The following is a 13,685-nucleotide window of genomic DNA, read 5'->3' on the forward strand; positions in this document are numbered from 1 at the left end:
CTTGCTGCCGGGGCCATCGTTGACGCGACTCTGCGGTCGCTGCCTGCTGCGTGCTACTTGTCGCTTGCACTACGTTTTTTACAACCTGCCACTGCAGGCAGGACATGGTCCGCACCTTCCGGTACGGGTCCTGGTCCTATTGCTCGGACAGATCGAAGATGCGCGTCATCGGCACCCATTTCTGTCCGGCCGGAGTCCAGGGTGTGGGCGCCTGGAAACGCCACATCAGTTCCTCCCAGGCACGCACCCGGGGATCGGTGTCGGTCGCCGCTGCCATTGCTGCTGCGTCGAAGACGGCGTCATCGGTCTCCATCACCATCATCATGCGGGTACCGAGACGGTAGATCTCCATGCCGGTCACCCCCTGCTGCTTCAGGTGCTGCGCGATCTCGGGCCAGATGCGTCGGTGATGCTGTTCATACTCGGCGATGAGCGCGGGGTCGTCCTTCAGGTCCAGTGCCAGCACGGTACGCATACGGGCCTCAGCTCAGGGCACGGTCGAGATGGGTGTAACCCCCATCGACGAAAATCCACTGCCCGGTGGTATGCGACGAGCGCCCCGAGAGCAGGAAGACGGCCATGTCCGCCATTTCCTCGGAGGTGGTGAAGCGCTTGCCCAGCGGGATCTTGCTGGTGATGGCGGCGAGCTTTTCCTCCGGATGCTCGAAGGTGGCGATCCAGCGTTCATAGAGGGGCGTCATCACCTCGGCCGGGATCAGCGCATTCACACGCACTCCGTCGGCCAGCAATGCCGCAGCCCATTCCCGGGTGAGTGACAGCTGCGCGCCCTTGGAGGCGCAATAGCCGCTGGTATTGCCCTGGCCGGTGAGCGCGGTCTTGGAAGAGACATTGACGATGGCGCCGCGCGTAGCCTTCAGGTGCGGTACGCAGTAATGGGCCATCACGTAGTAATGGATCAGATTGCGTTCCAGCGAAGCGACGAACTGGTCGCGGCCAGCTTCCAGGCCGACGCTGTCGTTGACGCCGGCATTGTTGACCAGACCGTCCAGACGCCCGAAGCGCTGCACCGTCTCGGCCACGGCCTGGCCACAGCGGGCTTCGTCCTGCAATTCCAGCTGGAACAGGGTGGCGTGCGGCTGCAGCGCAGTCAGCCGGGTCCAGAATTGCGGCTCCGGTTCGCTACGCGCAAAGACCACCGGAATGGCGCCTTCGGCGGCCAGTTGCATGCTAATCGCCGCGCCAATGCCGGAGGCACCGCCGGTCACGATGACGACCTTGTCTTGCAGGTTCAGATCCACTTCAGTCTCCGTTATGTTTTATATCATTTCCTGACGCCGCCACTTGCCGGGGGCTAGCCGCGAAAGCGGTACTGCTCCAGCGATTCCGGCTTCATCTCGATCGAGAAGCCCGGCAGGCTGGGCGGCATGTAGGCCGCGTTGCGGATCACGCAGGGGCCGACGAAATGCTCATGCAGGTGATCCACGTATTCGGTCACGCGTCCCTCCTTGGAACCGGAGATGCACAGATAGTCGATCATCGACAGGTGCTGCACGTATTCACACAGCCCCACGCCGCCGGCATGCGGGCAAACCACCTTGCCGTACTTGGCAGCCATCAGCATGACCGCCAGGATTTCGTTGACGCCACCCAGACGGCAGGAGTCGATCTGCACCACGTCGATGGCGTCGCGCATGATGAACTGCTTGAACAGCACGCGGTTCTGGCACATCTCGCCGGTGGCGACCTTGACTGCGCCGATGCCTGCACGGATCTTGCGGTGACCTTCCACGTCATCCGGGCTGGTCGGTTCCTCGATGAACCAGGGCTTGGCAAACGCCAGCTGCTTGACCCAGTCGATGGCCTGGTCCACTTCCCAGACCTGGTTGGCGTCGATCATCAGATGACGCTGCGGGCCCAGTACTTCACGGGCGATGGTGACGCGACGCTTGTCGTCGGCCAGGTCGCGCCCGACCTTGAGCTTGACATGGTTGAAGCCCTGGTCGATGGCTTCCTGGCACAGGCGGCGCAGCTTGGCGTCGTCATAGCCCAGCCAGCCGGCCGAGGTGGTGTAGCAGGGATAGCCTTCCTGCTGCAGGATGCGCAGGCGCTCGGCCTTGCCGCCTTCCTTCTCGCGCAGCAGCGCCAGGGCCTCGTCGGGGGTGATGCAATCGGTGATGTAGCGGAAGTCGATGGTGCGTACCAGCTCCTCGGGCGTCATGTCGGCCACCAGCTTCCATACCGGCTTGCCTTCGGCCTTGGCCCACAGGTCCCAGGCTGCATTGACCACGGCGCCGGTGGCCAGGTGGATGGCGCCCTTGTCCGGGCCGATCCATCGCAGCTGGCTGTCGGAGGTGACGTGACGCCAGAAGCGGCCCATGTCGGCGGCGATCCATTCCAGGTCCAGGCCGACCACGAGATGTTCCATGGCGCGGATGGCGGCGCAGCAGATTTCATTGCCGCGACCGATGGTGAAGGTCAGGCCGTGGCCTTTCAATTGCGGGTGGTCGGTGTCGAGGATGACGTAGGCGGCAGAATAGTCCGGGTCCGGATTCATCGCATCCGAACCGTCCAGTGATTGCGAAGTGGGAAAGCGCACGTCCAGCACGCGCATGGCGGTAATCTTGGTCATCGGTCTCTAGCGTGATGCCGCTGCGGGACGGGTGGCGCCTCGGGCTCGGGCGCTGCCTCTGCTTGCCGCTGGTCGGCGGGCTGGCCGCTGGGGGGCGGCTGCCGGTTGTCGTCGTCTCCGGGGGCTGGCCCCCTGTTCGTTTTACTCACAAATAAAATTTGTTTTTATCTGTGAGAGACACAGCATAACCTCGATTATCCTCTTATTGCCGGGCCGGCCCGATGAAGTTTCGGTATCGATCGATATCGATTTAGGGATGTCAGCACCGTAGCATCAAAGCGATCTATAAAAAATAATTTTACAAATAAAACACGTCGTCCATCAAAAATCCCCTACAATCCGGCCCCAGAAACCGGCGGATTCACCCTTCTGTTTCCGCCCTCCTGCCCGCTAACGATACCCAGGCTGCCATGCCCAGAACCAGGAAAATCAATCCTTCCGACGCCCCTGCGCTGCAGACCGCAGCGCCCGCCGCCGCGATCAACGACGACAATGAGATGGGTAGCGACAGCGGCCATGACGGCACCAGCGGCAAGACGCGCTATGCCGCGCCAGCGCTGGACAAGGGACTGGATATCCTGGAACTGTTGAGCCGCTCGGAGCAGATGCTGACGCTGAACCAGATCTCGCGCCAGCTGGGTCGCAGCGTCAACGAGATCTTCCGCATGGTGGTGACGCTGGAGCAACGTGGTTACCTGATCGCCGACAACGACCACTACCGGCTGTCACTGAAGCTGTTCGAGCTGGCACACCATCACCAGCCGATCCGCTCGCTGGTCAGCACCGCCCTGCCCCACATGCGCGAACTGGCCAACCGCTCCATGCAATCGACACATCTGACAGTCTATGAGGCCGGACGGGTGATCGTGGTGGCGCAGGTGGACAGCCCCGAACGCTGGGCCTTCGGGCTCAAGGTGGGGGCGCTGGTGAGCCTGACGGATACGGCTTCCGGCCATGTACTGCTGGCCTTCCGCGACCAGGCCGAACAGGCCAGCATGCTGGCCGCACACGTCCGCATGGATGGTGAGCAGGAGATCGGGACGGCGCAGCTGATGCGGCAGATCGAGGACACCCGCAAGCGCGGGCATTCGCGCATGGAGAGCCGGCAGATCCGGGGCGTGATCAACCTGTCCTATCCGGTGATGGGGGCCAACAACCGCATGCTGGCTGCACTCAACGTGCCTTATATCGAACGCATCGACAAGAAGGTCAACCCCAGCCTGGACGAGGTGCAAGGCATCGTCCAGGAGATTTCGGCGCGGCTGTCGCGACTGATGGGGGATTCGAGCTTCGGCGCCTGAGGCGGGCGCCAGCTGCCGGTGCTAGCCGGCGAAACGCACTTCCGGCAGGCCACGCACGCCGGTCTCCGGCACGGCGAAAAGCGCACCGGCCAATGCATCCTGCTCGCGCTGCCGGGCGCTCATGCCTTCGTGCGCCGAGGTGACGAACAGCGTATCGAGCGCCGCGCCACCGAAGGCCACACAGGAAGGCTGGGCGGTCGGCATGTCGACGATGCCATCGATGCGGCCATCGGGCGTAAAGCGCACTACCCGCGCCCCACCCCACTGCGCGTTCCAGACATGGCCGTCGGCGTCCACGGTGGAACCATCGGGGCCGCCCGGCTGTTGCGCCAGATCGGCGAACACGCGCTGGTTGGCAATGGCGCCGGAAGCCGGATCATAGTCGCAGACCATGATCTTGCCTTCCATGGAATCGCAGTGATACATGCGCGTGCCATCGGGACTGAAGCAGATGCTGTTGGAAATGGCGATGCCCGGCAGCGGCAGGCGCTCCAGGCTCAGGTCGGCATTGAGGCGATAGAAGCTGGCAATGGGTGCGCGGCCGGCGTCCTCGTTGAGGGTGCCGAAGACGAAGCGGCCCTGGCGGTCGCAACGACCGTCGTTCAGGCGCGTGGTCGGCAGGTCATCCTCGATGCGGCAGATCGGCGTGATGGCGCCGGTGCCGAGATTGAAGAAAGCCAGGCGCGATGCCAGACCGATCAGCAGGCGCTCGGGATCGGCGGTAAAGGCGAAGCAGCACAGCCGCTCAGGCATGGGCCAGCTGCGCGTGGCGCCGCTTTGCGGATCGTGGTTCCACAGGCGCGACGCGTGGATATCGGTCCAGAAGACCGTTTGCGAGCGTTCGCACCAGAGGACGCCTTCGCCCAGTTCATGATGTCCGTCGACCAGCAATTGCGCATTCATCGGGTTTCCGCCTGCAAATCAATTAAATAAGATAAATGAAATAAACGATATAAAACAATGTCAGTGTCCCGGCCACGCCCGTGTGCGCCGGCCACAAGACAAAAAAGGGTGGGCTTGCGCCCACCCTCAACTACATCAAGACCACCTCAGGAAGGATTACAGATACTACTAGATCGTTACATCAGAACGAGTGGGCGATACCGAAGTAGCCGCCGTTCTGCTTCAGGCCCGAAGGACCGACGTTGCCGCCGTTTTCCAGTGCGTGGGTGGCACCGGTGCCGTTACGAACGGTACCGACGTCAACATACAGCAGGGTGCGCTTGGACAGGAAGTAGTTGATACCGGCCATGTACATGTTGGCAGTACCACCACCGTTGCCGTTGCCCGCAGCGTCAACACGTGCGTTGTTGGCGTTGACGTGGAACCAGCCACCGACCAGCTGGAATTGCGGGGTCACGTCATAGTTGGCGCCGATCCAGTAGTGGTTCGCGCGGTCCGGAGCACCGGCGGCTGCAGCGTTGGCACGCAGGTTTTCCCAGCCTGCGAACATCTTCAGCTTGTCGAACTTGTAGGTACCGCCGACGATCAGCTCCTTGGAATGGCTCCAGATGTCGCTGTAGTTGCCGTTGGCGTCGCGCACGGTGTCATAGATCACGCGCAGTTCCAGGCCGTTCTTCTGGTAGGCCAGCGAGATACCGTCCTTGCGGCCGTCGCTGCTACCCGCGTTGGGGACGCCGCCGCTGAACGAACCCGGCTTTTCGCCCAGGCTGGTCTGCAGGTTGACGGTGAAGCCAGCCATATCCGGGCTGTTGTACTCGATGATGTTGCTGGCGCCGGGCCAGTTGCGGCCGTTGACCAGGCTGGCGGTGCCGATGGCCTGCTGGCCGGTCGGGTCGAGGAACCAGACATCATTGTTGATGAACAGGTTCTTACCGAACTTGACGGAACCGGCGGTGGCCGAGGACAAGCCGACATAGGAACGACGATTGAACAGTGCCGAACCGTTGCTGGTGTCGGAACCGTTGAAACCGCCCTTGGTCGAGTTGAAACCGGACTCCAGCAGGAAGAAGGCATTGGTACCGCCGCCCAGGTCTTCCGTGCCCTTGAAGCCGATCATGCTGGTGCCCCATTGGTTGTTTGCAGCGCTCCAGCGCGTACCTTGGCCGTTGGTGCCAGCATTGGTCAGGAAGTCGACGCCGGCCACGACGCGACCGTAGATGGTGACACTACTTTGCGCCTGCGCCTGTGCCGAGAACGCTCCCATCAGCGCGAGCGCGCACAGGGTCTTTGCTCCAATAAAGGATGGCTTCACTTGCTTCATGAATAGTCTCCGTGGATATTGCCGTTTAAATTTTTGTCGTCGGTGGGCTTGGTCGTGCAGCTTTGCACTTCAGACCCCTTGAATCCTGACGGACTCCTGACGGTCTCCCAACTTTTTGTTTTGATGCTGCCCGACCTTCTCTTCTTTCATTCCGGCCCTTTGGTCGTTGTCCTGTACAGTCCGGAATGTGGCTAGATACTAAGTATTCGGTTCATGTCTTTCCAATGAAATCTTTAGCAATTCCGATATGCGATTTGATATCATGAATTTCTAATAAAAAAATCATTGAAAAAATTTAGAACACCGTCCCCGGAGACTTATGAAAAACAGTGACCCGAACTGGTTTCTGCGGGCGCGATTGAAGACACGCCAACTCCTTCTGCTCATCGCCCTCGACGACACCCGCAACATCCATCGCGCCGCCAGCGAACTCAATATGACGCAGCCGGCCGCCTCCAAGCAGTTGAAGGACCTCGAAGACATGCTGGGCGTGTCCCTCTTCGAGCGCCTGCCCCGTGGCATGCGGCCCACCATCTATGGCGAGGCCATGATCCGCCATGCGCGCATGGCCCTGACCAGCCTGTCCAAGGCGCATGAAGACATCGTGGCACTGAAGTCCGGCCTGTCCGGACAGGTAGATGTGGGCGTGATTCTCTCGCCCGGCATGGCATTGTTGCCGCCAGCCATCGCCCGCGTGAAGGAACAGGCGCCGATGTTGCGCATCGGCGTCGAAGTGGAAAGCAGCAACATCCTGCTGTCGCGTCTGCTGCATGGCGAACTGGACTTCATCATCGGCCGCATCCTCGACGAGGAAGCCCGCAGCGGCCTGCTCTATGAAGAGCTGGCCGACGAGCCGGTATGCGCCGTGGCCCGGGTGGGACATCCCTTCCACACCCGCAACGACCTGAGCCTGGCCGACCTCGCCGGCGAAGCCTGGATCATGGCGCCCAAGGGCAGCATCCTGCGTGCTCGCTGCGACCAGATGTTCCGCGAACAAGGCCTGGCGCCGCCCTCCAACGTGGTCGACACCACGGCCATCCTGTTCATCACCAGCCTGTTGCAGCAGACCGATTTCATCTACGCCATGCCCACTGAAGTGGCACGTTATTACACCCAGGCGCGCCTGATGGACATCCTGCCCATCGAGCTGCCCTGCCGCATGGCCGGCTTCGGCATCATCACCCGCCAGGACAACCTGCTCTCGCCGGGAGCCAATCTGGTGCTGCAGGCCATCCGTGAAGTGGCCAAGATGATCTACTGATCCCTTTCCTCGCCAACCCGCGCATTATGCGATCACGGGGTGGCGGAACTGCGCCGAGTTTTATTAAGAAATGTAAGGAAGAGTAAGCCGATCTGAAAATTCAAAAATAGGGCTGCTCGAAACAATTCCAGGCGCACCAATTCATTAAAAAATCGCAGCAAAAAAACAACACTACAAACCGGATAAAAACTAAGTTTTTTCCGAGTTGTATGACAGCTCTGCATCACCCACACGAGAATGTGGCTGCATCACAAAAAAAAGAGTCGCCAAATGGCGACTCTTTTTCAAGATCCGCGCCGACCGGATATCGGGCGGTCATTGCTGCCTCACACCCAGCCAGCATCGACGATGAATTCCTGCGCGGTACACATCGCACTGTCGTCAGCGGCCAGGAACAGGACCATGCGCGCCAGGTGCCAGGGCAGCAGGCCCTCCTGCAGGCACTGGTTGCGGGCAATGGCCTTCTTGCCTTCTTCATCCAGCCACAACTTGATCTGGCGTTCGGTCATGACCCAACCCGGCGTGACCGTGTTGACGCGGATCTTGTGCGGACCAAGGTCGCGCGCCAGTCCGCGGGTCAGGCCCAGGGTCGAGGCCTTGGCCGTGGTGTACACCGGGAATCCGCCGCTGGACTGATGCCAGCTGATGGAACTGAAGTTGATGATGGAGCCACCGCCACGACGCTTCATGCCGTCCACCACCGCTTGCACGGCGAAGAAGGACGGACGCTGGTTGATGGCGATGCGGTCGTTCCAGTAATCGAGGGTCACGTCTTCCAGCTTGTGACGTTCGTCATTGGCGGCATTGTTGACCAGCACATCGAAGTCGCCAAGCTCGCCCTGCAGCTCGGCAATGGTCTTCTGGAATGCCGGGATGTCGCGCAGGTCGCAATGGCGGAACAGCGGCTTGGGATAGCCGGCGCTGGCCAGCTCATTGCACAGTATCTCGCTGGCTTCGCGGGCGATATCGACGAAGGCCACGTGCGCGCCCTGCTGCGCAAATGCTTCGACAATGGCTGCACCGATGCCGGTGCCACCGCCGGTAATGAAGACACGCTTGCCCTTCAGGCTGGGGAAAGTCGCCAGCTGCACGTTCTGGGGAGTGTTGCTCATGAGGTTTCCTTGCTGGCCGGTGTCATGCCGACACCGGCGCTGTCTTGTCGTGATGGATCAGTGCGAGTGCTTGGGAACGGCCGCGCCACGGCAACCGACCAGGAAGTCGAAGTCGCAGCCTTCGTCGGCCTGCAGAACGCGGTCCACGTACAGGGACTGGTAGCCGCCGACCATCTCCGGCTTGCGTTCGGCCAGCACCTTGGCGCGTTCGGCCAGGCGACGCTGCATTTCCTCGTCGCTGATGTCGAGCTGCAACTTGCCGGCGTAGGCATCCAGTTCGATGAAGTCACCATCCTGGACGATGCCCAGCGGCCCACCGGCAGCGGCTTCCGGCGCCACGTGCAGGATCACGGTGCCATAGGCGGTTCCGCTCATGCGGGCGTCCGAGATGCGCACCATGTCCTTCACACCCGTGGCCAGCACCTTGGGCGGCAAGCCCATGTTGCCCACTTCGGCCATGCCGGGGTAACCCTTGGGGCCGACGTTCTTCATCACCAGCACGCAGGAGGCATCGATATCCAGGTCGGGATCGTTGATGCGTTCCTTGTAGTGGTTGAAGTCTTCGAACACCACGGCACGGCCGCGATGCTTCATCAGTTCAGGCGTGGCGGCCGAGGGCTTCAAGACCGCGCCGCGTGGCGCCAGGTTGCCGCGCAGGATGCAGATGCCGCCATCCTCGATCAGCGGCTTGGCCAGCGGCCGCACCACTTCATCGTTGTAGATCGGCGCATCCTTGACGTTGTCCCACATGGTCTGGCCGTTGACGGTCAGCGCATCCTTGTGCGGCAGCAGGTCGGCTTCGCCCATGCGGCGCAGCACGGCAGGCAGACCACCGGCGTAGTAGAACTCTTCCATCAGGTAGCGGCCCGAGGGCTGCAGGTCGACAATGGTCGGAGTGCCACGGCCGATGCGGGTCCAGTCTTCCAGTTCCAGGTCCACGCCGATGCGGCCGGCGATGGCCTTCAGGTGGATCACGGCATTGGTGGAGCCACCGATGGCGGCATTGGTGCGGATGGCGTTCTCGAAGGCCTTGCGGGTCAGGATCTTGGACAGGGTCAGGCCTTCCCAGACCATGTCGACAATGCGCATGCCGGACAGGTGCGCCAGCACGTAACGGCGCGCATCAACGGCCGGAATGGCCGCATTGTGCGGCAGCGACACGCCCAGCGACTCGGCCATGCAGGCCATGGTGGAAGCGGTGCCCATGGTGTTGCAGGTACCGGCCGAGCGCGACATGCCGGCTTCGGCGGCCATGAAGTCGTGGATGGTGATCTCACCGGCCTTGACCTGCTCCGACAGTTGCCACACCACCGTGCCGGAACCGATGTCACGGCCCTGGTGCTTGCCGTTCAACATCGGGCCACCGGTCACGACGATGGCCGGCACGTCGCAGCTGGCCGCGCCCATCAGCAGGGCCGGGGTGGTCTTGTCGCAGCCGGTCAACAGCACCACGCCGTCGATGGGATTGCCACGGATCGATTCTTCCACATCCATGCTGGCCAGGTTGCGGGTCAGCATGGCGGTCGGGCGCAGGTTGGATTCGCCATTGGAGAACACCGGGAACTCCACCGGGAAGCCACCGGCTTCGATGATGCCACGACGCACGTGTTCGGCGATCTTGCGGAAGTGCGCATTGCAGGGCGTCAGTTCCGACCAGGTGTTGCAGATGCCGATGACCGGCTTGCCCTGGAATTCGTGATCGGGGATGCCCTGGTTCTTCATCCAGCTGCGGTACATGAAGCCGTTCTTGTCGGCAGTGCCGAACCAGCCGGCCGAGCGCAGGGTGCGGCTCTTGTCTTTTTTATCGCTACTCATTGTTGAATTCCTGACTGAAGGAAACGAAAGGATCTGGTGGTCCCGAATGCAAAAGGCGGGCAACCCTGCCCGCCTTGCTCATTCGGATTACTTGTTCTTGTTGTAGACGTCGAAGCACACGGCCATCAGCAGCACGAAGCCCTTGATCATCTGCTGGTAGTCGATGCCGATGCCCATGATGGACATGCCGTTGTTCATCACGCCCATCACGAAGGCGCCGATGACCGCGCCCATCACCTTGCCCACGCCGCCCGAGGCCGATGCGCCACCGATGAAGCAGGCCGCGATCACGTCCAGCTCGAAGCCCAGACCGGCCTTGGGGGTGGCGGTGTTCAGGCGGGCCGCGAAGATCAGGCCGGCCAGCGCGGCCAGCACGCCCATGTTGACGAAGGTGAAGAAGGACACACGTTCGGTCTTGATGCCGGACAGCTTGGCCGCCTTCTCGTTGCCGCCCACCGCATAGACACGACGACCCAGGATGGTGCGGCTGGTGATGAAGGTGTAGAGCACCATCAGCGCGAACATGATGATCAGCACGTTGGGCATGCCGCGATAGGTCGACAGCAGGTAGCTGAAGGCGATGATAGCCACGGCGAAGATACCGTTCTTGAGCAGGAAGAACAGGACCGGTTCATCTTCCATGCCATGCTTGGTCTGCTTGCGACGGCCATGCAGCTTGACCAGCACCAGCACCACGGCGGCCAGGATGCCGACGACCAGCGAGGTGGTACGGAAGGTAGCATTGTCCGTCAGCTCCGGGATGAAACCCGAGGACAGCATCTGGAAGGTCGGCGGGAAGGGGCCGAGCGACTGGCCCTGCAGCAGCGCCAGCGCCATGCCCTTGAAGACCAGCATGCCGGCCAGGGTGACGATGAAGGAGGGAATCTTGAAGTAGGCGATCCAGTAGCCCTGCGCCGCACCGATCAGGCCACCGGCGATCAGACAGACGATGGAGGCCGGCACGAAGCCCCAGCCATAGTCCACCATCAGCACCGCCGCCAGCGCGCCGATCAGGCCCACCACCGAACCCACCGACAGGTCGATGTGACCGGCCACGATCACCATCAGCATGCCCAGCGCCATGATGACGATGTAGCTGTTCTGCAGCACCAGGTTGGTCAGGTTCAGCGGACGCATCAGCGTGCCGTCGGTCATGATCTGGAAGAAGGCCATGATGGCCACCAACGACATCAGCATGCCGTATTCACGCATGTTGTTCTTCAGGAAGCTGCCGTAGTCCTTCTTTTCGGCGGCGCCACCGGCGACGGCCGGCTTCTTGCTCACGTCAATGCTTTCCATTGTCTTGCTCCTCTGGTGCTCTCTGGTCTTTATGATAGTTGCCGCCGGTTTGGCTCCGGCTTGGTGTCAGGTATTCAGGCGGCCTGGGACAGGCCGGAATCGTCGATGCGCTTGTTGCGCATGATGGCGCGCATGATGTTTTCCTGGCTGGCCTCGGCCTTGGGCAGATGGCCCACGAACTGGCCTTCGTTCATGACGTAGATGCGGTCGCACATGCCCAGCAGTTCTGGCATCTCCGACGAGATCATGATGATGCACTTGCCCTCGGCAGCCAGCTTGCTGATGATGTTGTAGATCTCGAACTTGGCGCCGACATCGATGCCGCGCGTGGGTTCGTCCAGGATCAGCACTTCAGGTTGCGAGAACAGCCACTTCGACAGCACCACCTTCTGCTGGTTGCCGCCGGAGAGGTTGACCACCTTCTGCAGCACGCTGGAACAGCGGATGCGCATCTGCGCCTTGAAGTCGGCGGCAATCTTGTACTCGCGCGCCTCGTCGATGACGGTACGCTCGGAAACGCCACCCAGGTTGGCCAGCGAGATGTTCTTCTTGATGTCTTCTTCCAGCACCAGGCCGTCGCCCTTGCGGTCTTCCGTGACGTAGGCGATGCCCTTGTTGATGGCCTTCTGGATGGTGGACAGGTCTGCTTCCTTGCCATGCAGGAAGACCTTGCCACTGATCTTCTTGCCGTAAGCACGGCCGAAGATGCTCTTGGCCAGTTCGGTACGGCCGGCGCCCATCAGGCCCGCGATGCCGACGATCTCGCCGGCGCGTACCGTCATGTTGACATCCTTGATGGCCAGGCGATCGCTGTGCAGCGGATGGTGCACGCGCCAGTCGCGCACTTCGAAGATCACGTCGCCGATCTGCGGATCACGCTGGGGATAGCGGTCGGCCATCTCGCGGCCGACCATGTGCTGGATGATGCGGTCTTCGCTGATGGGTTCAGCGCGGCAGTCGAAGGTATCGACCGTGGTGCCGTCGCGCAGCACGGTGATGGAGTCGGCCACCTTGGAAATTTCGTTGAGCTTGTGCGAGATCAGGATCGAGGCAATGCCCTGGCGCTTCAGTTCCAGCAGCAATTCCAGCAGCGCATCGGAGTCGCTTTCGTTGAGGCTGGCGGTCGGTTCATCGAGGATCAGCAGCTTGACTTCCTTGGAGAGCGCCTTGGCGATCTCGATCAGCTGCTGCTTGCCCACGCCCAGGTCACCGACCTGCGTCTGGGGCGATTCCTTCAGGCCGACCTTGGCCAGCAGTGCCTTGGCGCGCACATAGGACTGCTCCCAGTCGATCACGCCGCCACTGGCCTGCTCGTTGCCGAGGAACAGGTTTTCCATCACCGACAGCAGCGGCACCAGTGCCAGCTCCTGGTGGATGATGATGATGCCCAGGTGTTCGCTGTCGCGGATATCCTTGAAGGCACGCACCTCACCCTTGTAGACGATGTCGCCCGAGTAGCTACCGTGCGGGTACACGCCCGAGAGCACCTTCATCAACGTGGACTTGCCGGCGCCGTTCTCGCCGACGATGGCATGGATCTCGCCTTCGCGCACCGCCAGGTTGACGTTGTTCAACGCCTTCACACCCGGGAAGCTCTTCTCGATGCCGCGCATTTCCAGAATGTTGCTCATGATGCTGACCTCTCTTCTGCCGGTCTTGCGAAGCCCTGCCAAGCCGGAGTTTTTATCTCGTGTGCATTGCTTTGGTGCAAGCACATCTTCCTGAAAGTATTTGGGCCTGTTCACATTCAATCTGCGAGTGCGAGAGGTCGCCAAGCGTTGGCTGCCTAGGCGCAGCGACGCGCCGTAGTGGTGCTACGGCAAGGAGCTGCAACAACGGCAGGCGACGCTTGGCGGCCTCTCCCGGAGGGTTGCCCCCAGGAGGCGCGCTGGCTGCGTTGCACGTCAGGGCTGGTGGGTCCACCACCAGCCCTGACGCGCGCCTTGCCACCACGCCTCCTGGGGGCAACGCATCTCGCAGATTGAATGTGAACAGGCCCAGCCCCGCACAGGGCGGGACTATGCTGATCTTGTGTGTATGCGTGCTGCGAAAGATTCAGCGGGCGGCGCAGAGCAGATGCCAT

The 13,685-nt window shown here is 61.6% G+C and carries 11 protein-coding genes; 2 read left to right on the top strand and 9 right to left on the bottom strand.

Annotated features, from left to right (window positions below; translation table 11 throughout):
* Positions 1-136: 136 nt before the first annotated feature.
* From HFRIS_RS21840 to HFRIS_RS21850, 3 genes are read right to left on the bottom strand one after another with little or no spacing between them, the layout of a single operon-like run.
* Entirely contained in the window at positions 137-475 is a 339-nt protein-coding gene (locus HFRIS_RS21840) for an L-rhamnose mutarotase (protein ID WP_006465185.1), read from the bottom strand.
* Between the two features lie 7 nt (positions 476-482).
* Positions 483-1,259 carry an SDR family oxidoreductase gene (locus tag HFRIS_RS21845; RefSeq protein ID WP_006465186.1) on the bottom strand — a complete coding sequence of 259 codons (777 nt, stop codon included), beginning with the start codon at positions 1,257-1,259 and terminating at the stop codon, positions 483-485.
* A gap of 53 nt (positions 1,260-1,312) precedes the next feature.
* Positions 1,313-2,590, bottom strand: coding sequence for an L-fuconate dehydratase (locus HFRIS_RS21850; protein WP_006465187.1), 1,278 nt, complete (start codon positions 2,588-2,590; stop codon positions 1,313-1,315).
* A 410-nt stretch (positions 2,591-3,000) separates the two neighbouring features.
* Between HFRIS_RS21850 and HFRIS_RS21855 the strand changes: the two genes are divergently transcribed.
* On the top strand, positions 3,001-3,891 hold the full coding sequence (locus HFRIS_RS21855; RefSeq protein WP_006465188.1) for an IclR family transcriptional regulator: 891 nt from the start codon (positions 3,001-3,003) through the stop codon (positions 3,889-3,891).
* 21 nt (positions 3,892-3,912) lie between these two features.
* Here HFRIS_RS21855 and HFRIS_RS21860 read toward each other — a convergent pair whose 3' ends face one another.
* Entirely contained in the window at positions 3,913-4,794 is an 882-nt protein-coding gene (locus HFRIS_RS21860; RefSeq protein ID WP_006465189.1) for an SMP-30/gluconolactonase/LRE family protein, read from the bottom strand.
* A gap of 181 nt (positions 4,795-4,975) precedes the next feature.
* The gene (locus HFRIS_RS21865) at positions 4,976-6,115 is read right to left on the bottom strand and encodes a porin (RefSeq protein ID WP_006465190.1); all 1,140 of its coding nucleotides are present in this window, start codon (positions 6,113-6,115) and stop codon (positions 4,976-4,978) included.
* Between the two features lie 319 nt (positions 6,116-6,434).
* Here HFRIS_RS21865 and HFRIS_RS21870 point away from each other — a divergent pair, with 319 nt between their 5' ends.
* A complete protein-coding gene (locus HFRIS_RS21870; protein WP_006465191.1) occupies positions 6,435-7,376 on the top strand; it encodes a LysR family transcriptional regulator in 942 nt (313 codons plus the stop codon).
* Positions 7,377-7,702: 326 nt separating this feature from the next.
* Here HFRIS_RS21870 and HFRIS_RS21875 read toward each other — a convergent pair whose 3' ends face one another.
* The 4 genes from HFRIS_RS21875 to mmsA all read right to left on the bottom strand — a co-directional run bounded on the left by HFRIS_RS21875 (position 7,703) and on the right by mmsA (position 13,233).
* Complete coding sequence (locus tag HFRIS_RS21875) at positions 7,703-8,488, bottom strand: SDR family NAD(P)-dependent oxidoreductase (RefSeq protein ID WP_006465192.1); 786 nt, start codon at positions 8,486-8,488, stop codon at positions 7,703-7,705.
* 57 nt (positions 8,489-8,545) lie between these two features.
* A complete protein-coding gene (locus tag HFRIS_RS21880) occupies positions 8,546-10,303 on the bottom strand; it encodes an IlvD/Edd family dehydratase (RefSeq protein ID WP_006465193.1) in 1,758 nt (585 codons plus the stop codon).
* A gap of 87 nt (positions 10,304-10,390) precedes the next feature.
* A complete protein-coding gene (gene mmsB / locus HFRIS_RS21885; protein WP_006465194.1) occupies positions 10,391-11,602 on the bottom strand; it encodes a multiple monosaccharide ABC transporter permease in 1,212 nt (403 codons plus the stop codon).
* A gap of 74 nt (positions 11,603-11,676) precedes the next feature.
* The gene (gene mmsA, locus HFRIS_RS21890) at positions 11,677-13,233 is read right to left on the bottom strand and encodes a multiple monosaccharide ABC transporter ATP-binding protein (RefSeq protein ID WP_006465195.1); all 1,557 of its coding nucleotides are present in this window, start codon (positions 13,231-13,233) and stop codon (positions 11,677-11,679) included.
* Positions 13,234-13,685: the final 452 nt, after the last annotated feature.

This window comes from Herbaspirillum frisingense GSF30, assembly GCF_000300975.2.
Taxonomy (GTDB): Bacteria; Pseudomonadota; Gammaproteobacteria; order Burkholderiales; family Burkholderiaceae_D; genus Herbaspirillum; species Herbaspirillum frisingense.